Here is a 20,208-nt window from a genome sequence, read left to right as displayed (position 1 = left end):
TGGCCAAGGAGACCGGGCTCAATGCGATGGCCATCAGCCGGATTTGGCGGGCCTTCGGTCTCAAGCCGCATCGGCTCGAGACCTTCAAGTTGTCCACGGATCCGCACTTCGTGGCCAAGGTGCACGATATCGTGGGCCTGTACATGCACCCACCGGACCGCGCCTTGGTGCTGTGCGTCGACGAAAAGAGCCAGATCCAGGCCCTGAACCGGTCCCAGCCGGCGTTGCCGTTGTCGTTCGGCCATCCCGAGACCCGCACCCATGACTACCTGCGCCATGGCACGACCACCCTGTTCGCGGCACTGGATGTGGCCACCGGCGAGGTCATCGGCAAACTCCATAGAAGGCATCGCGCCAAGGAGTTCCTGGCGTTTCTCAACGAGATCGATCGCCAGGTCCCCGACGATCTCGACGTCCACCTCATCCTGGACAACTACGGCACCCACAAGACCGAAAAGGTTCGGGCCTGGTTCGCTGCACGACCGCGCTACCACGTGCACTTCACGCCGACCTCGGCGTCCTGGATCAACCTGGTCGAACGCTTCTTCGCGCTCATCTCGCAGCGCTGGATCAAGCGTCAATCGCATCGCAGTACTCGCGAACTCGAAGACTCCATCCGCGAATACCTGAAGACGTACAACGATGAGCCTCGACCGTTCATCTGGCGCAAAACAGCCGATCAAATTATCGCGTCGATCGCCCGTCTAACCGATCGCCTCGATAAAAATACGAACTTTTGTTAAAGGACACTAGATGCCGGGCCGCATTCGTGTCGGGGGAAAGGCAAGTGAAGGCGATAGGCGGGTTCCTGGGGCTGGTCCTGGTTGTGGCGATCGTGGCCGCGGCCTGGTTTGCGTTCGGCCCCGAGGATGGCGCCCGTGACGAGGGAGGCGATGCCCCCGCCGCGTCCCAACGCGACGAGCGCACGCCGGTGCGGGTCAGCGAGGTGGCTCCGCGCACCTTCGAGACCATGGTCGAATCCCTGGGCACGGTGGAGGCCAACGAGTCGGTCGTGGTGACCGCGAGCGTGACCGAGCGTGTGGTCGAAATCCTGTTCGATGATGGCGATGCGGTCGAGGCCGGAGACGTGCTGGTGCGCCTGGACGCCGACGAAGAACGCGCCGCCCTGCGCGAGATCCGCGTGCAGGTGGACGAGGCCCGGCGCGAACTGGACCGTGTGCGCGACCGGGTGGCCGATGGCGTGGTCACGCAGCAGCAGGTGGATCAGCAGCGATCGCGGCTGAACGAGGCCGAGGCCCGTCTGGCCGCCGCGGAGGCGCGGGTTGCGAACCGGGTGATCCGGGCCCCGTTCAGCGGCCGTTTGGGCTTGCGCCAGGTCAGCCCCGGCTCCCTGGTGAGTCCGGGTACCGCGATCGTGGAGCTGGATGATGTATCGGTGGTGAAAGTCGATTTCGCCGTGCCCGAGCGCCATGCCGCCGCCATCGGTCTGGGTATGGAAGTAGCGGGCCGCAGCGCGAGCGGAGAGTTCGCGGGGCAGGTGGCGGCGGTCAGCAATCGTCTGGACGTGGCTACCCGTACCCTGAACGTGCGCGCCCTGGTCGAGAATCCCGATCTATTGCTGCGCCCCGGCATGCTGGTAAACATCCGTCTGCCGCTGGACCCGGTCGAACGCCCGGGGGTGCCGGAGGGTGCCATCCAGCAGGTCGCCGATCAGCACTTCGTGTTCCGGCTGCGCGACGACGGCACGGTGGAGCGCATGCGCATCCGTATTGGCCGCCGCGACCCGGGCTACGCCGAGGTGCTGGATGGCCTGGAGCCGGGGGATACCGTGGTCTCCGAAGGGGTCTCGCGGGTTCGTGACGGGCGCGAAGTGCGTGTGCTCCCGCCGCGCGTACCGGATTCCGATAACGGCAACGGCGAGGCCGGGGCCGACACATGATTATCTCGGACGTCGCCAATCGCCGGCCGGTGCTGGCGATTGTCTTCAACCTGCTGCTGATCACCTTCGGCCTGATCGCCTACGACAGCCTTCCTCTGCGCGAGTATCCGGATGTCGATCCGCCGGTGGTGACGGTGGACACCATCTATCCGGGCGCCAGTGGCGAGATCATCGAGCGCGAGGTGACCCAGCGAATCGAGGACCGCATCGCGGGGATCGAGGGGATCCGTTTCATGCAGTCCTCCAGCGAGGACGGGCGCTCGCGCATCACCATCGAGTTCAATCTGAGTCGCGACATCGACGCCGCCGCGAATGACGTGCGCGAGGCGGTCAGCCGGGTACTGGGCGATCTGCCCGACGAAGTCGACCCGCCCGAAGTGACCAAGGCGGATGCCGATTCCAACCCGATCCTGTGGCTGAACCTTGCCAGCACCACGATGGATGCGCTGGAGCTGGCGGACTACGCCGAGCGGAACCTGATCGACCGCCTCTCGGTAGTGGATGGCGTGGGGCTGGTGCGCCGGGGCGGCGCCCGCAGTTACGCGATGCGCATCTGGGTCGACCGCGAGGCCCTCGCCGCGCGCGAGCTGACCGTGACCGACATCGCTGACGCCTTGCAGCAGGAAAACGTGGAACTGCCCGCCGGGCGCCTGGATTCGCTGGAGCGCGAGTTCACCGTACGCGTGGAACGCCAGTACCGCACGCCCGAGGATTTCTCCGGTCTGGTGCTGAAGCGAGGCGAGGGCGGACAACTGGTGCGCCTGGGCGATGTCGCCGAGGTGAACGTGGGGGCGGATACCGAGCGCAGCGAGTTCCGCGGCAATGGCGAGGACATGATCGGGCTGGGGATCATCCGCCAGTCCAACGCCAACGTGCTGGAGGTGGCCAACGGCGTGAAGGCCATGGCGGCCAGCCTGCAGGGCTCCCTGCCGGAGGGTACCTCGCTGGTGACCACCTACGACGAATCGGTGTTCATCGAGGGCGCGATCCGCGAGGTCTACATCACCCTCGCGGTGGCGACCGCGGCCGTGGTGTTCGTGATCTACCTGTTCCTGGGCAGCTGGCGCGCGACCCTGATCCCGGCGGTCACCGTCCCGGTGGCGATCACCGCGGCCTTCATTGGCATCAGCCTGTTCGGATTCTCGGTCAACCTGCTCACCCTGCTGGCGCTGGTGCTGGCGGTCGGCCTGGTCGTGGATGACGCGATCGTGATGCTGGAGAACATCCACCGGCGCATCGAGCGCGGCGAGCCGGGGTTGCTGGCGGCCTATCGCGGCGCCGGGCAGGTGGGCTTCGCGATCGTCGCGACGACCTCCGTGTTGATCGCGGTATTCGTGCCGCTGGCCTTCCTCGACGGCACGGTGGGCCAGTTGTTCACAGAGTTCGCCATCGCCATGGCCATCGCCGTGTTTTTCTCCAGCATCGTGGCACTGACCCTGGCCCCCGTGCTGGCCGGGCGCCTCATGCACAAGGGCGACGACGAGACCGGCGTGGCGCGTTATATCGGCCGCGGCTTTGCCGCGCTGGAGGCCGGCTATGGTCGGATACTGGCGAAGGGGCTCAAGGGCTCCTGGCTGGTGTTGCCGCTCCTCGCCGCCGTGTTGGCGGGCGGCTGGTACCTGTTCGCGGAACTGCCCGAAGAATTTGCCCCGCAGGAGGACCGCGGATCTTTCTTCGTGCTGGTGGATGGCCCCGAGGGTGCCAACTTCGAGTACATGAGCCGGCAGATGGCCGAGGTCGAGGCACGCATCCAGCCGTTGATCGAGGATGGCCCGATTCGCCGTGCACTGGTGCGCACGCCGCGCGGTTTTGGTGGTTCGGAGCTGATGAACAACGGCTTCGTGATCGCGATCCTGGAGCACTGGGATGACCGTGATGTTTCGGGTCAGGAGGTCATCAACCAGATCCGCGGCATCATCGACGAGATGCCGGGAGTCGAGGCGCGGGTGATCATGCGTCAGGGGCTCTCGAGTGGCCGTATCGGCCCGCCGGTGCAGTTTGTCATCTCCGGGCCGGACTACGATCAGCTCGAGGAATGGGGCGAGATCATGCGCGAGGCCGCCGAGGGCATCGACGGCCTGACCCGCGTGGACCTGGACTACGAACCCACCCAGCCGCAGCTCAACGTGCGTCTGGACCGCGACCGTGCGGGGGATCTGGGCGTTTCCATGCGCGATGTCGGGCGCACGCTGGATATCGTGCTGGGCGGCCGCGACGTGACCACCTTTGTCGACCGTGGCGAGGAATACGACGTCATCATCGAGGGTCTGGCCGACCAGCGCCGCACGCCCGGGGATATCGACAACCTCTACGTGCGCTCCAGCTCTGGCTCGATGGTGCCGTTGTCCAGCCTGGTGACCTACGAGGAGCAGGCCGGTCCGTCGTCGCTGGAGCGCTACAACCGTTCGCGCGCGGTGACCCTGACCGCCGGGCTGCGTGACGGCATGACCCTGGGCGAGGCCCTGGACGCCCTGGACGCGAAGGCGGCCGAGCTGCTGCCGGCCGAGGCCGGGATCGACTACAAGGGCGAGTCGCTGGACCTGCGCAGTGGCTCCGAGGCCATCCTGTTCGTGTTCGCGCTGGCCCTGCTGGTGGTGTTCCTGGTCCTGGCGGCGCAGTTCGAGAGCTTCGTCCATCCGTTGGTGATCATGCTGACCGTGCCGCTGGCGGTGGTCGGGGCGCTGATCGGACTGACGGTCACCGGTCAGACGCTGAACATCTACAGCCAGATCGGCATGGTCATGCTGATCGGACTGGCAGCGAAGAACGGCATCCTGATCGTGGAGTTCGCCAACCAGCTGCGCGATCGCGGGCGCGATTTCGATACCGCGATCCTCGAGGCCTCGCGCATGCGTCTGCGGCCGGTGCTGATGACCGCGTTGACCACTGTGGCCGGTTCGATCCCGTTGATCCTGGCTTCCGGTCCGGGTGAGGAGACGCGCTTCGTGATCGGGGTGGCGGTGTTCTCCGGGGTGTTGTTCGCCACGCTGTTCACGCTGTTCGTGATCCCGGCGGCCTACCGCATGGTCGCCCGCGGCACGACCTCGCCGCTGGCGACCACCCGCCGCCTGCACGACCTCGACGCCGAGGTCGATGACGTCGATGGCGAGCGCCGGGGCGCCCGCGCCGCGCCCTGATCGCTCAGGATTTCGGCAGACGGCTGCGGACTGCTGCCGGCGACGGTTGTGGGTAGGCCTGGTTCATCATCTGGTGTTTACGGTGCTTTCGTCCGGCCGTCTGCCACGCGCTCTCTCGCGAGCGCACCGCGAGGTACTTTCTTGCTTGCCCAAGAAAGTACCCTTCGAGGCGCACCCGGATTTCGCCCGGGAACCTTGCTCCAGGGCCCTCGGGCCGGCGGCGCTGAACTCGCTACGCCTGCGGCTTCGCTCAGACATCCAGCGCCCCATGTCTATTGTTAACTGGCCGGCCCATCACGCCCTCCGCGAGGGGCTTCATACGGGAGGAGAAGGTCAAAACAGACGGTATCCCGTAGGGTGCGGTTGAGCGCAGCGAAACGCACCGTTCCCCACGCCGTGCGACACCCTGATGCGATTCGCTGCGCTCATCACATCCTACGCCCCCCGGCGCCCGCTTCGCGGGCGCGGCACGCAACGGCCAGGGGCCGAGCGTGCCCAGGATGTTCGAAGACCTAGCCTTTATCCATGAGCACAATTGTCAGGCCAGCCGTTGTTTGACCTACCTCCCCGTTGTCGTCGCGCCGAGTGGAGAGGCTTTTCGCGGGACGATTCTAAATAGACACGGGGCGCTGGATGTCTGAGCGAAGCGCAGCGTAGCGAGTTCAGCGCCGCCCGCGAAAAGCCTCGGAGCGAGGGAAACCCCGGCCCGCGTAGCGGGCCGGGGTCGCGGCAGTCGGGCGTGTTTCTTGGGTACTTCTTTGCACGAGCAAAGAAGCCAGTTTTTGATCAACAACGGGCGCGGTGCGCTCGCGAGAGATCGCGTGGCAGGCGGCCCGGCGAAGCCACCGTAAACACCCGATGATGCGCCATGATCGTGGACTGCACGGCGGGAGGCCGAGCGTGGCCGGTGGGAATGGGTCGTCAGGCGCGTGCCGGGGCGCGGGCGTCGTCGCGCCAGAGCCAGAGGATGGCGACGGTCAGTACCGCGATCACCGGTAGCATCGCCAGGTTCAGGCCATCCCAGCCCAGCGGGCGCAGCAGTGCGCCGGCCAGCAGGGAGCCGGCGGTGACCAGGGCGAACACCGTCAGGTCGTTCACGCCCTGGACCTTGCCCTTTTCGCCGGCCGTGTGGGTCGTGGTCAGCAGGGTGCTGCCGCCGATGAACAGGAAGTTCCAACCGAGCCCCAGCAGGAACAGCGCCAGCCAGAAGTGCCCCAGGGTGTCGCCATGCGCGGCGGTGGCCACGCTGAACAGCACCAGCGCGTTGCCCAGCGCCAGCACCCGCGTAAGTCCGAGACGCGTGATCAGGTGGCCGGTGACGAAGGAGGGTGCGAACATCCCGAGCACGTGCCACTGCATCACCAGGGCAACCTGGCCCATGTCGAAGCCGGCCTGACGCATGGCCAGCGGAGTTGCGGTCATCAGCAGGATCATCACGGCGTAGCCCAGGGCGGCCGTCGTCAGCGCAACGACGAACCGGCCCCGGGGCATGATTTCGCGCAGGGGACGGGATACGGCACGTTCCGCTGCCGGCGGTGCGGGTACGCGCAGCCAGGCCAGCAGCAGCATGGCCAGCAGGGCGAGTGCCCCGAGCAGCAGGTAGGGGCCGGCCTCGGGCGTGTCGGGCAGCAGCGCCTGGGCATGATGGGCGTTCCACGGCCCGAGGAAGGCCGCGGCCACGCCCCCGGCCATGACCAGGGAGATGGCGCGCGGGCGGAAGGCGTCGCTGGCGACATCCGCCGCGGCGAAACGGTAGTACATCGCAAAGGCCTGGTAGGCGCCCAGCAGGAGATTGCCGAGCACGAAGATCCAGAAGGCCTCGGCGAATACCCCGACCGCGGCGATTGCCGCCCCTCCGAAGCCGCCGACACCCGCCCCCAGCAGGAAGCCTGTGCGCCTTCCGAAGCGTTTCATGAACAGCGACGCCGGCAGGGTGATGACCAGGGTCCCGATCATCATCGCGGCGACCGGCAGGGTGGCCAGCGACGGGTCGCTGGCCAGGCGCTCGCCGACCACGCCGCTCAGGGTCATCACGGTGACCGCGGCGATCAGGAACAGGGCCTGGCCGAGGGCAAGGATCAGGACGTTCGCGCGCTCGCGCGGGGTGGTCTGGCCGGACATGAGATTCCCTTCGGCATTGGGCCCGGGCCTCATGGCCCGGTTCGGGTAACTGGGTCAGCCGCGCGGATGGAACTCGAGCACCGCCGAGTTGATGCAGTAGCGCAACCCGGTGGGTTCCGGACCGTCCGGGAAGACGTGGCCCAGGTGGGAGTCGCAGGCGGCACAGCGTACCTCGGTGCGCTCCATTCCCAGAGTGCGGTCGCGGTGTTCGTCGACGGCAGCAGCGGACACGGGGGCCGTGTAGCTGGGCCAGCCGCTACCCGAGTCGAACTTGGCCGCGGAGTCGAACAGCGGCGCGCCACAGGCAGCGCAGTGATAGAGGCCGTCGGCCTTGTGGTTGTTGTAGGCGCCGGTAAATGGCCGCTCGGTCCCGCCCTCGCGGGCGATGTGATACTGCTCCGGTGTCAGGCGGTCACGCAGTTCGGCGTCGGTCGGGCGTGGGGATGAACTCATGTGATCTCCGGGTTGATGCTATTGTTTGCGAACCGAGAATGGGTCTTCCGGTGGACCGGGAAAATTATCCCCGGTTCTCGGCCGGGTGGCCAAAGACTGGACCGCTGGAGGTGGTCGTGGGTTGTCCCGATTGCGAACGTATCGATCTGCTGCCGGCGGCCTCCGGCACTCTTTACCTGGCACCGGTGCTGGCGCACACCCGCGCGGCCCTGCGCCAACGCATGGTGGACGAGCAATTGCCCTGCGCAGAGCCGAGCTCGGGCATCCTGGCCCTGCCGGTCAAGGGTGCCGGCGGGCTGGGCGAGATGCTGGTAAGGCTGGAGCAGGCCCTGAGCAGCTCCGAGCAGGCCGGTTGCCGCGCGACCTTCGTGCCGGAAGGCGAGGACTTCGGGCTGGCGCATCTGCAGGACACCCATCTGCTGTCCACGCTGATTGCGCGGCACAACGCGCGCGATCTCTCGGCGATCCTGGCCAACGACACCCTGGACTTCCACTTCCAGCCGATTGTGCATGCCGCGAACCCCACCGAGGTCTTTGCCTACGAGGCCCTGGTGCGCGCCTCCACACCGGATGGCGACATCATCCCGCCGCTGGACCTGTTCAAGACGGCGCGCAATGCCGAGCTGCTGTTCCATCTGGATCGTTCCGCCCGGATCAATGCCATCCGTCGTGCCAGTGAGCGCGGGGTCCGTAGCCATCTGTTCATCAACTTCAACCCGACCGCGATTTATGACCCGGCCTTCTGCCTGGAAACGACCGTGCGCGAGATCATGTCTCGCGTGCCGGGCCAGCCGGGGCCCGCCGGCTTCGTGTTCGAGGTGATCGAGAGCGACCAGGTCAACGACATGGAGCACCTGTCGCGGATCGTCGAGCGCTATCGCCGCGCCGGGTTCCAGGTCGCCCTGGACGACCTGGGGGCGGGGTACGCATCGCTCAACATGCTGTCGCAACTGCGCCCGGATTTCGTGAAGATCGACCGCGAACTGGTCAGCGGGATCGACCAGGACATCTACCAGCAGAAGATCCTCGAAAAGATCATCGAGCTGGCCAAGGATCTGGATATCCGGGTGGTGGCCGAGGGCGTGGAGACTGTGGACGAGTGGCGCTGGCTCAAGGAACGCGTGGATCTCTGTCAGGGCTACCTGTTCGCGCGCCCGGCCGCGGAGCCGCCGCTGCCGCGTCACCCCGAGCAGGCCTGATCGGAGTGATGCGACTCGAACCAGTGAAAGAGGAGGCGGTCGATGCGTGGCCGTATCCAGCGCGGCGGTGCGCTCATGTAGCATGGTTTCAACTCATTCGCCGAGCCGTGTCTGCAAACACAATCGACTCGCGCGCGAGTGAGTACATTATCAACTAGCGTTTCCCTGAACCCGGTGTTTATGAATCAGCTCCCGCCCGACGCCCGCAATCCGACGCTCGAATCCGCCTACCAGCTGTTGCACGATGCCGAGGTGCGCTATCGCGGGCGCACGGTGGGCACGGTGGCCAGCCTGGACGAGCGGGCGCCTGCGGAAAACTATGCCGACTGCTTCATCCGTGACTTTGTGCCCTCGGGGCTGGTCTATCTGCTGAACGACGAGCCCGAGGTGGTGCGCGACTTCCTCGCGCTGATCCTGCAGATCCGCGATACCCAGGAAGAGATCGAGGGCCATCGCCGCCTGCCGCGGGTGATGCCGGCGAGCTTCCGCGTGTTCACCGACGAGAACGGGCGCGAGTCCCTGGCGGCGGACTTCGGCGATCGCGCGATCGGGCGTGTGGCGCCGGTGGATTCGATGATGTGGTGGGTGCTGCTGCTGCGGGCCTACCAGAACCGCACGGGCGATACCGATTTCATCAAGAGTGCCGATGTACAGCGCGGCATCCGCTTAATCCTGAGCATCTGCCTGCAGGACCGTTTCGAGGTCTTCCCGACCCTGCTGGTGCCGGACGGCAGCTTCATGATCGATCGGCGCATGGGGGTGTTCGGCCACCCGCTGGAGATCCAGGCCCTGTTCTACGGGATGCTGAAGGCCTCGCTGGCGATGCTCGAACCCTGCGACAAGGACTCGGAGCTCTTGTGCGAGCAGTCCGCGATTCGTACGCGGCAGCTGTCCGATTACATTCGCAATTACTACTGGCTGGATCTCGAGCGGCTGAACGATATCCATCGCTATCGCACCGAGCACTTCGGCCACGAGTCCGAGAACTCGCTGAACATTTACCCCGAGAGCATCCCCGACTGGCTGGTGGACTGGATCCCCTCGGAGAGCGGCTACCTGGTCGGCAACCTCGGCCCCGGACGCATGGACTTTCGCTTCTTCAGTTTCGGCAACCTGCTGGCGGTGCTGTTCGGGCTGGCCGACGAGCACCAGTCGCGGTCGATCATGCAGACCTTCGAGCAGCGCTTCGAGGACCTGATCGGGACCATGCCGGTCAAGATCTGCTATCCGGCGATGGTGGGCGAGGAGTGGCGCCTGCTGACCGGGTCCGATCCCAAGAACACCCCGTGGTCCTACCACAACGGCGGCAACTGGCCGGCACTGTTGTGGGCGTTCACCGGCGCGGCCCTGCGCGTCGGGCGGCCGGATCTCGCGCGTAGCGTGCATGCGGTCGCGGCCGAGCGTCTGTATCGCGATAACTGGCCGGAGTACTACGACGGGCGCCATGGTCGTCTGGTCGGCCGGCGAGCCAACTATCGCCAGACCTGGTCGGCGACCGCGGTGCTTGTTTCGCAGGGCCTGATCGACAACCCCGAGACCCTCAGCCTGTTCGACAGCCCGGAACCCGAGGTGCCATGAAAAAGACCCAGAGCAAGTCACGCGACGGTGAAGGCCTTTATCTCGTCCTGATCAGTGTCCACGGCCTAGTCCGCGGACGGGAGCTGGAGCTGGGTCGCGACGCCGACACCGGCGGGCAGACGCTCTACGTGGTCGAACTCGCGCGCGCGCTGGCCCGCCACCCGCAGGTCGGCCGGGTTGACCTGCTGACCCGGCGGGTGGTCGACAGCAAGGTATCCGCCGACTACGCCGAACCGGAAGAAGACCTGGGCGACGGGGCCCATATCGTGCGCCTGGACTGCGGCCCGCGGCGCTACCTGCGCAAGGAGAAGCTCTGGCCCTATCTGGACTGCTTCGCCGACAACGCCTTGGGGCATATCCGGCGGGTGGGGCTGCGGCCGGACGTGATCCACGGGCATTACGCCGATGCCGGGCATGTCGCGGTGCAGCTGTCGAACCTGCTGGGCGCGCCGATGCTGCAGACCGGCCACTCGCTGGGGCGGGTCAAGCGCGAACGCCTGCGCGAGAGCGGGATGTCGGACGCCGACATCGAGGCGCGCTACAACATCTCCACCCGCATTCATGCGGAGGAGGAGGCGCTGGCCCATGCCCACCGCGTGATTGCCAGTACCCGCCAGGAGATTGGCGAACAGTACGCGACCTACGACAACTATCAGCCGGAGCGCATGGAGGTGATTCCGCCGGGCACCGACCTGACGCGCTTCCATCCGCCGAAACGGGGCCAGCGCAAGCCCCCGATCTGGGCCGCCGTCCGGCGCTTCCTGGAAACCCCCGATCGCCCGCTGATCATGGCCCTGTCGCGCGCCGACGAGCGCAAGAACATCCGCGGCCTGTTGGAGGCCTACGCCGGGAATGACTGGCTGCGCGAGAACGCGAACCTGCTGATCGTTGCCGGTAACCGTGACGACATCGCCGACCTCGACAAGGGCGCGCGCGATGTCATGACCGATCTGCTCCTGCGGATCGATCGCCACGACCTGCATGGCCTGGTGGCCTACCCGAAGCACCACGACTCCGACGACGTGCCGGATCTCTACCGCCTGGTGGCCTCCAGCAAGGGCGTGTTCGTGAACCCGGCGCTGACCGAGCCCTTCGGCCTGACCCTGATCGAGGCCGCGGCCAGCGGCGCCCCCATTGTGGCCACCAACGACGGCGGACCGGAGGAGATCATCTCGCGCTGCCACAACGGCCAGTTGATCGATCCGCTGGACCCGGAGGGCATCGCCGACGCGATCCAGGGCATCCTGGCGGATCGTCCGCGCTGGCAGCGTTACTCGCGCGCCGGGCTCAAGGGCGTGCGCCAGCACTATTCCTGGGACGGCCACGCCGAGAAATACGTCAAGCTGGTGAAGTCGCTGACCCGCGAGGTGCGCCAGGAGCGCCACCACGAGCGCCGGGTCTCCGGCCACCTGGCGCAGATGGATCGCGCCGTGATCACCGACATCGACAACACCCTGCTGGGCGATGACAAGGCCACTCGTGCCTTCGTCGCCTGGCTCAAGCGCAATCGCAAGCGGGTTGCCTTTGGTGTCGCCACCGGCCGGCGCATCGATTCGGCCGCGGCGATCCTCGAGGAGCATGGCGTGCCCACCCCGGACGTCTGGATCACCTCGGTGGGCAGCGAGATCCACTACGGCACCAAGCAGACCGAGGATCGCGGCTGGGCGCGACATATCAGTCATCGCTGGGAGCCGGACCGGCTGCGCGAATGTCTGCAGCAGGAGAAAAATCTGGTCCTTCAGCCGGATGTGGATCAGCGCGCATTCAAGGTCAGCTTTTTCGTCGAGCCGCCCGGCAGTCTGGATGCGAAGACGGTGGAGACCCGGCTGTACCGCGAGGACCTGCACGCCCGGGTGATCTACTCGCACGACCGGTTCCTCGACCTGCTGCCGGTGCGCGCCTCCAAGGGCCTGGCGGTGCGCTATCTCTCCGACAAGTGGGGCATCCCGCTGGAACACGTGCTGGTCGCCGGCGATTCCGGCAACGACGAGGACATGCTGCGCGGGCGCCTGCTGGGGACGGTGGTGGGCAACCACCAGCCAGAGCTGGAGAGCCTGCGCGGCTTCCAGCGCATCTTCTTCGCCGGGGCCACGCACGCGCGGGGCCTCCTCGAAGGGATCGAGCACTTCGACCTCCTCAACCGCTGCGAAAGCCCGGGCGACGCCGAGGCCGACGAATAGCCCGCGTTTGCTAGCGCCAAGCGCGTGAAGGCCCGAAGAAGGGCCAAGGCCGTTGCGCCACAGAGGACTCGAAGATCGCGGAGTGGGTGGATGTTGCCGCCAAACCCATTTCGCTCTGCGGATTTGCGGGGACGGCCAATCACTTCCAGGCCATGCCCTTCCTGCACGAAGCGCATGGTCGCCTTTCGTGCCTTCGTGTGCTTCATGGTGGATTACCCTGGTGAGGCAGGGCGTCAGGGCACGGGCAGCAGCAGGGCGATCCCGGTGAGGACGGTGACAACCTCGAAGGCGCGCTTGACCAGGCGGTTGCCGTAGTGCTGGGCCGCCCAGGCGCCCAGGTATCCGCCAACAAAACTGCCCACCAGCAGCGCCGGCAGCCAGTCCCACTGCACCGTGCCGAGCGTCCCGAGCATCAGGGCGCCCGCCCCGTTCCAGACTAGGCCGACCAGGACCATGGTGTAGGCGACCGCCTGGGTATAGTTCATGCCGTACCAGCGCACCAGCCACAGGGTGACCATCAGCCCCGTGCCCGAGGCCAGCGAGCCGTTCAGGATGCCGATCAGGAACAGACCGGCCGCGCCGATCAGGGCGTGGCTCCAGGAAAAGCCGATCTCGCGCACCACCTGCCCGAGCTGTGGGCGGCGCCAGGAGTACCAGCCGAGGCCGATGGTCAGCAGACCCAGGGCGATTTCGCCGGCCCGCGGCGGGATCCCCAACACCAGCCAGGCACCGATTAACACCCCAGGCAGACCGGCCAGCAGGATAATGGCTAGGCGCGTGGGCTCGAATGTGCTTTTCTTGAAGTGGCGCAAGCCGGCACCGGCACCCAGAGCCACGGATGCGATCTTGTGGGTGGCCAGTGCCACGGGGTAGGGAAGGCCCAGAAAAATCAGGGCGGGCAATTGCAACAGGCCCGCCCCGCCACCGGCCAACGCGGAGAACCCGTTGGCCACGATGGCGATGAAGACGAGTCCGAGGTGTTCGAAAATGGTCATTTGGGGTGTGTGGAACGGGCAGCGGTCAGGGGTTTTTCGCCCGGCGCTGGCCGGTGCGTTGCTGCTGGGGCTCGCGGTCCCGGTCCAGGCGGATATCTACCGCTGGGTGGATGATAACGGGACCGTACACTATTCCAGCACTCCGCAGCCCGAGACCAGCCAGCGCGAACGCCGCATCTACGACTCCGAGGGGCGTATGCGCGAGATCCTGCCGGCCCCGATGAGCGCCGAGGAGCGGGCGCAGGCCGCGGCCGAGCGCGAGCAGGCGGAACGCAACCTGGAGGCGACGCAACGCGCGCGACAGGATCGAGTTGCGCGCGAGCACCAGTTGCGTCGGGCTTACACCTCGCTGGAGGAGATCGAGGAGCTGCGCGAGCGCCGCGAGCGATCGATTGGCGGCAACGTCCTGCGCAGCGAGGCCCAGGAAAAGACCCTGTTGCGTGAGCGCGAGCGCATCCGCCGGCAGCTGGACGGCGCCAATGAAAACTCCGCGCTGGCGGATCGTTACCGGGCGGAGCTGGACGAGCTGGACGCGCGCATTGCTCGCGAGCGCCAGTACCGTCGGGGCCAGCGTGAGCGCCTGTCCGCGATCCACGAGCGCCTGGATCTGGACCGCCGCGACTTTCAGCAACTGGTGCTGAACGGCCGCGTTAACGACTGATCAACGTCCCCACACCCTGGTCGGTCAGTAGCTCCAGCAGTACCGCGTGTTCCACTCGGCCGTCCACGATGTGGGTGGCGTTCACGCCACTGCGCACGGCATCCAGAGCGCAGCGGATCTTCGGAATCATGCCGCCGTGGATGGTGCCGTCGCGGATCATGGCATCCACCTCCGGCGCGGACAGGCGCGGTAGCAGCGCCCCGCTGCCGTCGAGTACACCTGGCGTGTTGGTCAGCAGGAACAGCTTCTCCGCATCCAGCACCACGGCGAGCTTCTCGGCCGCGGTGTCGGCATTGATGTTGTAGGCCTTGCCGTCGCGGTCGAAGCCGATCGGGGCGATGACCGGGATGAAGTCACTCTGATCCAGGGTGTGGACGATGCTCGGGTCCACACCTTCCACCTGGCCGACATGGCCCAGGTCGACGCTGGGTTCGCCCTCGGCCGCGCCGTAGTCGCGCAACGGGGTCGCGCGGATCATCTGCCCGTCCTTGCCGGTCAGGCCGACGGCCCGGCCGCCGAAGCGGTTGATCAGCGACACGATCTCCTGGTTCACCAGCCCGCCGAGCACCATCTGCACCACGTCCATGGTCTCGCGGTCGGTCACGCGCAGGCCGTTGACGAATTCCGTCTCCTTGCCCAGGCGTTTCAGCAGTTCACCGATCTGCGGCCCGCCGCCATGCACGACCACTGGATTCACGCCGACCTGCTTGAGCAGAACGATGTCACGCGCGAACGAGGCCTTCAGGTGGTCCTCGGTCATGGCGTTGCCGCCGTACTTAATCACGATGGTCTTGCCTGCGAAGCGCTGGATATAGGGCAGCGCTTCAATCAGTACGTGGGCAACGGAATGGGCCGTCTGGGTATCCATGGCGGGTCCGGTTGTCGGGTTTCGCAGCCGTGCAGTTTAGCACCCCGCCTTGTGGGTGCGTCGGGGCGGCCATGGTCAGCGTCTCCTGGAAGGTCGATTCTATATGCATGGTTTGACCGGTGACGCCGTGGCGGGTATAAAGCTGCGCATCATATACATTAAAAAAAGGTGTCCCGTGCTCTCGACCGAACAGAAGGCGATCATCCAGCAAACCGTGCCGTTGCTGGAATCCGGCGGCGAAGCCCTCACCCGTCACTTCTACGAGATCATGCTGCGCGATTACCCGGAGGTGCAGCCGCTGTTCAACCAGGCGCATCAGGCCAGTGGCGAACAGGCACGGGCCCTTGCCAATGCGGTCCTGAATTACGCACGGCACATCGACCAACTGGAGGCCCTGGGCCCGCTGGTGGGCCAGATCGTCAACAAGCACGTGTCGTTGCAGGTGCAGCCCGAGCATTACCCGATTGTCGGCACCTGCCTGTTGCAGGCCATGCGCGAGGTGCTGGGCGAGGAGGTCGCGACCGATGCGGTGCTGGAGGCCTGGGGCGCGGCCTATCAGCAACTGGCCGACATCCTGATCGAGGCCGAAGAGGGCGTGTACACCGCGCACGAACAGCAACCCGGCGGCTGGCGTGGTGCCCGCGCCTTTCGTGTGGAGCGCAAGTTCCCCGAGAGCGAGGAGATCACCTCGTTCTATCTGCAGCCGGTGGACGGTCAGCCCGTCCCGCCGCACCAGCCAGGGCAATACCTCGGGCTGCGCCTGATGATCGACGGCGAGGAGGTACGGCGGAACTATTCCCTGTCGGCGGCGGCGAACGGCGAGAGCCTGCGCATCAGCGTCAAGCGCGAGCCAGGCGGTGTCGCGTCGACGTTCCTGCACGACCGGGTGCAGGAGGGTGACGCGCTGGACGTCTTCCCTCCGGCCGGCGATTTCGTGCTGCGGGCGTCGGATCGTCCCGTGGCCTTCGTGACCGCGGGGGTCGGGATCACGCCGGCGATGGCGATGACCGAGGCGGCGCTGGCGGACGGTCGCGAGGTGCACTTTCTCCACTGTGCGCGGCACGGTGGCGTGCACGCGTTTCACGGCTGGGTGGAGCGTCAGGCAGAACAGATGTCCGGTCTTACCCGTCGCTATTGCTATAGCGAGCCGCGTGCCGGCGATCAGCCGCATGCCGAAGGCTTTCTGACCCGTGAGCAGCTCGCCGAATGGCTGCCCGACAGCCGCGAGGTGGATGTCTATTTCCTGGGGCCGAAGCCCTTCATGCAGCAGGTGCGCGCCCACCTGCGCGGGCTAGGCATCCCGGACGAGCGGGTGAACTACGAGTTCTTCGGCCCGGCCTCGGCCCTGGAGACCTGACGCCGGTTCAGCCGCGCCCCGAGGAGCCGAAGCCGCCCGCGCCACGGGTGGTCTCTTCGAAGTCCTCGACCACGCGGAAGCGCGGCTGGACGACCGGGACGATCACCAGTTGGGCGAGGCGCTCGCCGACCTCGAGCGTGTAGGCGTTCGCGCCCCGGTTCCAGCAGGAGACCATCAACGGCCCCTGGTAGTCGGCGTCGATCAGGCCGACAAGATTCCCCAGCACCAGGCCATGCTTGTGGCCGAGCCCGGAGCGCGGAAGGATCATCCCGGCATAACCCGGGTCCTCGATGTGGATCGACAGCCCGGTCGGGATCAGCTCGGCCGCGTCCGGCTCCAGCGTCAGTGGGGCCTCGATCATCGCGCGCAGGTCCACGCCGGCCGAGCCGTCGGTGGCCGGGGCGGGCAGCGGGAAGTCCACGCCCATGCGCGGGTCGAGGATCTTCAGGTCAATCTCGGGGACGGGCATTCGGGGTTCCTTGGCAATGAGTGACTGCTCCCCGCCCTAAGCGCTGACGCGCCACGGGCGAGGCTTCCCACTTCTTAGGCAGCAACCGGCGACATGCCGGATTTACGCGAGCCTCCATGGGCAGAGACGGACAGCCCTTCCGCCTTCAAATGGATCATGCCTTGGTGCTTGATGTTCAGTGCCGCATTGATGTCCCGGTCATGATGAGTCTGGCAGGCGGGGCACTCCCACGACCGGACGTTCAACGGCATGGCGTCCATCTTGTGATGACAGACATGGCAGGTCTTGGAGCTGGCAAACCACGGGTCGATCCTGACCAGACGTTTGCCCTTCTCCATGGCCTTGTAGTCCAGTTTAGCGGCCAAGGCATACCAGGACGCATCGCCGATGTGCTTGGCGAGGCGGGTGTTCTTCATCATGTTGCGGACCTTCAGCGTCTCGACGATCACCGCTTGATTGTCGTCAACGATCTGTCGAGAGAGCTTGTGCTGGAAGTCGTTGCGGGCGTTGGCCAGACGTTCGTGAGCCTTGACCACGAGCAGCCGGGCTTTCGCCCGATTGGCGCTGCCCTTCTGGCAGCGGGAGAGCGCCTTCTGTTTACGCCGCAGATTGGCTGCGGCCTGGGTGAGAAAGCGCGGGTTGGAGGTCTTATGGCCGGTGGAGTCAATGGCCAGATGCGACAACCCCATGTCGAGGCCGACGACACCGGCGGCGTCGACATCCTTCAGCGGTTCCGGGGCGACCTGTTCGGTTTCGAAGAGCAGCGAGGCGTGGTGCTTCCCGGTGACCGTCCGGGTCAGGGTGATGCTTTTTAGTTTGCCTTCAACCTTGCGATGCACCTTGGCCTTGATCGGACCGAGCTTGGGTACCCTGATCCAGTTCTCGCCAGCCTGGATACCAACACAGTGGTAACTCGACTGCTTGCCACGCTTGCTCTTGAAGCGCGGATAGCCGGCTTTTTGCTTGGGGTCGAAAAAGCGCTGGAAGGCTTGGTCGAGATTGATGCACGACTGCTGGAGAGCCATGGAATCCGCTTCTTTCAGCCAGCCATACTTGCGTGACTTCTTGGCCACCGGAAGCAGCTTTTTGATGTCGTGTTTTGCACTCAACGACTGGCCGTGGCGCTGGTAGCGATGGGACATGATGCGAAGGCCGGTGTTGTAGCAGAAACGCACCGCGCCGAACTGGCGGTTCAGAAACGCCGCCTGCTCGGTCGTGGGGTAAGTGCGTATCTTGGTGGCCTTCCGCATGGCGCGCCATTTATGCATGGATGCATGTACAGCTTATGCCGCCGGACCCCATACCGTAAACCCAGCAGCGCTATCGCGCTGCTCGCTTGTATCCCCGCCCGAGTGGGCGAGCGTTTACGCGGATTTTTGCTAATCTGTTTCGCGTGGGTTCAGGCGCTCGATGATCAGGTCGATCAGCGCCCGCGCCAGTTGGGCCTTGGGCTGGTTCGGCAGCGTGCGCTCGCTGCCCTCCCATAGACACAGCAGCTCGTTGTCGGCGGTGCCGAAGGCGAGGCCTTCGCCGACGCGATTGGCCGCGATCAGGTCGAGCCCCTTGTTTCGGCGCTTGGCGTCGGCGTGCTCGCGCAGGTGCTCGGTCTCGGCGGCGAAGCCCACCAGGAACAGGCGCCGGGGGAGCGTGGCCGCCTGGCGCGCGGCGTCGGCGAGGATGTCCTCGGTGCGTTCCAGGGCCAGGTTCATCGTGGGGTCGGACTTTTTGAGCTTCTGGGCCTGTGGTGCGGCCGGACGGTAGTCGGCCACGGCCGCCGCTGCAATCAGGATGTCGGTCGCGGGCAGGCGTTCCATCACCGCGGCGTGCATGGCGGCGGCGGTTTCGGTGGCCATGCCCTCGACGCCGGCGGGCACGGCCTCCGCGGTGGGGCCGTGCACCAGCGTCACCCGCGCTCCAGCGTCGCGCGCGGCCGCGGCCAGGGCGAAGCCCATACGCCCGGAGCTGCGGTTGCTGATAAAGCGCACGGGGTCGATGGGTTCGAACGTGGGGCCGGCCGTGATCAGCACCTGGCGGCCGGCTAGCGGGGCGTCGGCCGGCTGCAGCAGTTCGCGCGCGATCGCGACCGGCTCGCGCAGGCGGCCTTCGCCCCGCTCGCCGCAGGCCTGGTCGCCGCTGTCGGGTCCGATCAGGGTCACGCCGCGTTCGACCAAGGTCGCAATGTTGGCCTGCGTGGCCGGGTGTGCCCACATGCGGTGGTTCATCGCCGGCGCCAGGGTGACCGGCGCGGTGGTGGCCAGCAGCAGGGTGCTCAGCAGGTCGTCCGCCAGGCCTTGGGCGTAGCGGGCGATCAGGTTGGCGCTCGCGGGGGCGACCACGATGCGATCGGCCCAGCGCGCCAGGGCGATATGGTCCATGCCGGATTCGGCCTCGGCATCCAGCAGTTCGGTGCGTACCGGCGCGCCGGACAGGGCCTGGAAGGTCAGCGGGGTCACGAAGGCGCGGGCACCCGCGGTCATCACCACGCGCACGGCGCAGCCGGCGCGCTTCAATTCGCGCACTAGCTCGCAGGCCTTGTAGGCGGCGATGCCGCCGCTGACGCCGACCAGTATCCGGGGCTGGGTGTCGTGTTCCGTCATGCGCCGGATTCTACCCGGTTCCTTTGTCCTGGCGCGCGGAGACGCCGGCGGTCAGGGCGTAGCGCATCGCATCCTCCAGAGGCAGGTCCAGCGGCTCGACCCGCTCGCGCGGCAGCATCAGGGTGTAGCCGCCGATCTGGTAGCTCATGGGCATGTAGACCGCGAGCGTCTCCGGCCCCCCCAGGTTGTCCGGCAGACCCTCGAAATCCTCGCGGGTGACAAAGCCGACCAGTTTGAAGTCGGTGCCGGGGAACGTGACGAGCACGGCCTTCCCGAAGCGTTGATGGATGTCGCCGGAGAGCAGGTTGGTGACGTCGCGCACCGTGCCGTGGATCGTCTTGATCACCGGGATGCGCTGCATCAGGCCCTCCAGCCAGTCGAACAGCCAGCGCACGACATAGGCCTGAAGCAACACCCCGAGGCCGAAGATCAGGCCGATACCGGCCAGTATCCCCATGCCCGGGAAGTAGAGCAGATCCGGCAGTACGGCCTGCAGCAAGCCCCCGAGGACATCCTCGGCGGTGCTGCCCAGCCACCACAGCAGGGCCAGCGTGATCGCGGCCGGGAGGATCGCGGCCAGGCCGGTCAGGAAGGTGCGGGAGATTCGGCGCACAACTGGCTCCGTGCAGGGGGGTATCTCTGGAATGCTAACGCATTCGTGTCCGCAGCACGGTCGGCTGCCGGTCACGACTG

The 20,208-nt window shown here is 66.5% G+C and carries 17 protein-coding genes; 8 read left to right on the top strand and 9 right to left on the bottom strand.

Going from position 1 to position 20,208, the window contains the following annotated elements; all coding sequences use genetic code 11:
* The 3 genes from D573_RS13755 to D573_RS0104960 form a co-directional block, all read left to right on the top strand.
* Positions 1-743 (top strand): IS630 family transposase (locus D573_RS13755; protein ID WP_018939176.1); only part of this gene is annotated, 743 nt, incomplete at its 5' end.
* 44 nt (positions 744-787) lie between these two features.
* Positions 788-1,900, top strand: a complete 1,113-nt coding sequence (locus D573_RS0104965) for an efflux RND transporter periplasmic adaptor subunit (protein WP_018938888.1) — start codon at positions 788-790, stop codon at positions 1,898-1,900.
* Positions 1,897-5,037: an efflux RND transporter permease subunit gene (locus D573_RS0104960; protein ID WP_018938889.1), complete on the top strand. Its 3,141-nt coding sequence runs from the start codon at positions 1,897-1,899 to the stop codon at positions 5,035-5,037. Before D573_RS0104965 ends, D573_RS0104960 begins: the two co-directional genes overlap by 4 nt.
* A gap of 250 nt (positions 5,038-5,287) precedes the next feature.
* Here D573_RS0104960 and D573_RS14800 read toward each other — a convergent pair whose 3' ends face one another.
* The 3 genes from D573_RS14800 to msrB form a co-directional block, all read right to left on the bottom strand.
* A complete protein-coding gene (locus D573_RS14800; protein ID WP_081618737.1) occupies positions 5,288-5,560 on the bottom strand; it encodes a hypothetical protein in 273 nt (90 codons plus the stop codon).
* Positions 5,561-5,958: 398 nt separating this feature from the next.
* Positions 5,959-7,158 carry an MFS transporter gene (locus D573_RS0104955; protein ID WP_018938890.1) on the bottom strand — a complete coding sequence of 400 codons (1,200 nt, stop codon included), beginning with the start codon at positions 7,156-7,158 and terminating at the stop codon, positions 5,959-5,961.
* 54 nt (positions 7,159-7,212) lie between these two features.
* Positions 7,213-7,611, bottom strand: a complete 399-nt coding sequence (gene msrB / locus D573_RS0104950; protein ID WP_018938891.1) for a peptide-methionine (R)-S-oxide reductase MsrB — start codon at positions 7,609-7,611, stop codon at positions 7,213-7,215.
* Between the two features lie 116 nt (positions 7,612-7,727).
* Here msrB and D573_RS0104945 point away from each other — a divergent pair, with 116 nt between their 5' ends.
* From D573_RS0104945 to D573_RS0104935, 3 genes are all read left to right on the top strand, one after another.
* The gene (locus D573_RS0104945; RefSeq protein ID WP_018938892.1) at positions 7,728-8,810 is read left to right on the top strand and encodes an EAL domain-containing protein; all 1,083 of its coding nucleotides are present in this window, start codon (positions 7,728-7,730) and stop codon (positions 8,808-8,810) included.
* Positions 8,811-8,990: 180 nt separating this feature from the next.
* Positions 8,991-10,388: a glycoside hydrolase 100 family protein gene (locus D573_RS0104940; RefSeq protein ID WP_018168395.1), complete on the top strand. Its 1,398-nt coding sequence runs from the start codon at positions 8,991-8,993 to the stop codon at positions 10,386-10,388.
* Positions 10,385-12,568, top strand: a complete 2,184-nt coding sequence (locus tag D573_RS0104935) for an HAD-IIB family hydrolase (RefSeq protein ID WP_018938893.1) — start codon at positions 10,385-10,387, stop codon at positions 12,566-12,568. Before D573_RS0104940 ends, D573_RS0104935 begins: the two co-directional genes overlap by 4 nt.
* Before the next feature lie 233 nt (positions 12,569-12,801).
* On the opposite strand, the gene D573_RS0104930 is transcribed toward D573_RS0104935, so the two are convergent.
* Positions 12,802-13,563 carry a sulfite exporter TauE/SafE family protein gene (locus D573_RS0104930; protein ID WP_018938894.1) on the bottom strand — a complete coding sequence of 254 codons (762 nt, stop codon included), beginning with the start codon at positions 13,561-13,563 and terminating at the stop codon, positions 12,802-12,804.
* On the opposite strand from D573_RS0104930, the gene D573_RS0104925 reads away from it, so the two are divergent.
* A complete protein-coding gene (locus tag D573_RS0104925) occupies positions 13,556-14,224 on the top strand; it encodes a DUF4124 domain-containing protein (protein ID WP_018938895.1) in 669 nt (222 codons plus the stop codon). The genes D573_RS0104930 and D573_RS0104925 overlap by 8 nt on opposite strands.
* Here the strand turns inward: D573_RS0104925 and argB are convergent.
* Positions 14,214-15,092: an acetylglutamate kinase gene (gene argB / locus D573_RS0104920; protein WP_018938896.1), complete on the bottom strand. Its 879-nt coding sequence runs from the start codon at positions 15,090-15,092 to the stop codon at positions 14,214-14,216. The genes D573_RS0104925 and argB overlap by 11 nt on opposite strands.
* A gap of 175 nt (positions 15,093-15,267) precedes the next feature.
* Here argB and hmpA point away from each other — a divergent pair, with 175 nt between their 5' ends.
* The gene (hmpA, locus tag D573_RS0104915) at positions 15,268-16,449 is read left to right on the top strand and encodes an NO-inducible flavohemoprotein (protein ID WP_018938897.1); all 1,182 of its coding nucleotides are present in this window, start codon (positions 15,268-15,270) and stop codon (positions 16,447-16,449) included.
* 7 nt (positions 16,450-16,456) lie between these two features.
* Here the strand turns inward: hmpA and dut are convergent, their stop codons facing one another.
* The 4 genes from dut to D573_RS0104895 form a co-directional block, all read right to left on the bottom strand.
* Positions 16,457-16,918, bottom strand: coding sequence for a dUTP diphosphatase (gene dut, locus D573_RS0104910; RefSeq protein WP_018938898.1), 462 nt, complete (start codon positions 16,916-16,918; stop codon positions 16,457-16,459).
* A gap of 74 nt (positions 16,919-16,992) precedes the next feature.
* The gene (locus tag D573_RS0104905) at positions 16,993-18,168 is read right to left on the bottom strand and encodes an RNA-guided endonuclease TnpB family protein (RefSeq protein ID WP_018938899.1); all 1,176 of its coding nucleotides are present in this window, start codon (positions 18,166-18,168) and stop codon (positions 16,993-16,995) included.
* A gap of 129 nt (positions 18,169-18,297) precedes the next feature.
* Positions 18,298-19,515: a bifunctional phosphopantothenoylcysteine decarboxylase/phosphopantothenate--cysteine ligase CoaBC gene (gene coaBC / locus D573_RS0104900; protein WP_018938900.1), complete on the bottom strand. Its 1,218-nt coding sequence runs from the start codon at positions 19,513-19,515 to the stop codon at positions 18,298-18,300.
* Positions 19,516-19,525: 10 nt separating this feature from the next.
* A complete protein-coding gene (locus tag D573_RS0104895; protein WP_018144675.1) occupies positions 19,526-20,128 on the bottom strand; it encodes a DUF502 domain-containing protein in 603 nt (200 codons plus the stop codon).
* Positions 20,129-20,208: the final 80 nt, after the last annotated feature.

Origin of the sequence: Thioalkalivibrio sp. AKL9 (assembly GCF_000377825.1) — a bacterium.
Classification (GTDB): Bacteria; Pseudomonadota; Gammaproteobacteria; order Ectothiorhodospirales; family Ectothiorhodospiraceae; genus Thioalkalivibrio; species Thioalkalivibrio versutus.
This window is presented reverse-complemented; position numbering and strand designations above follow the sequence as displayed.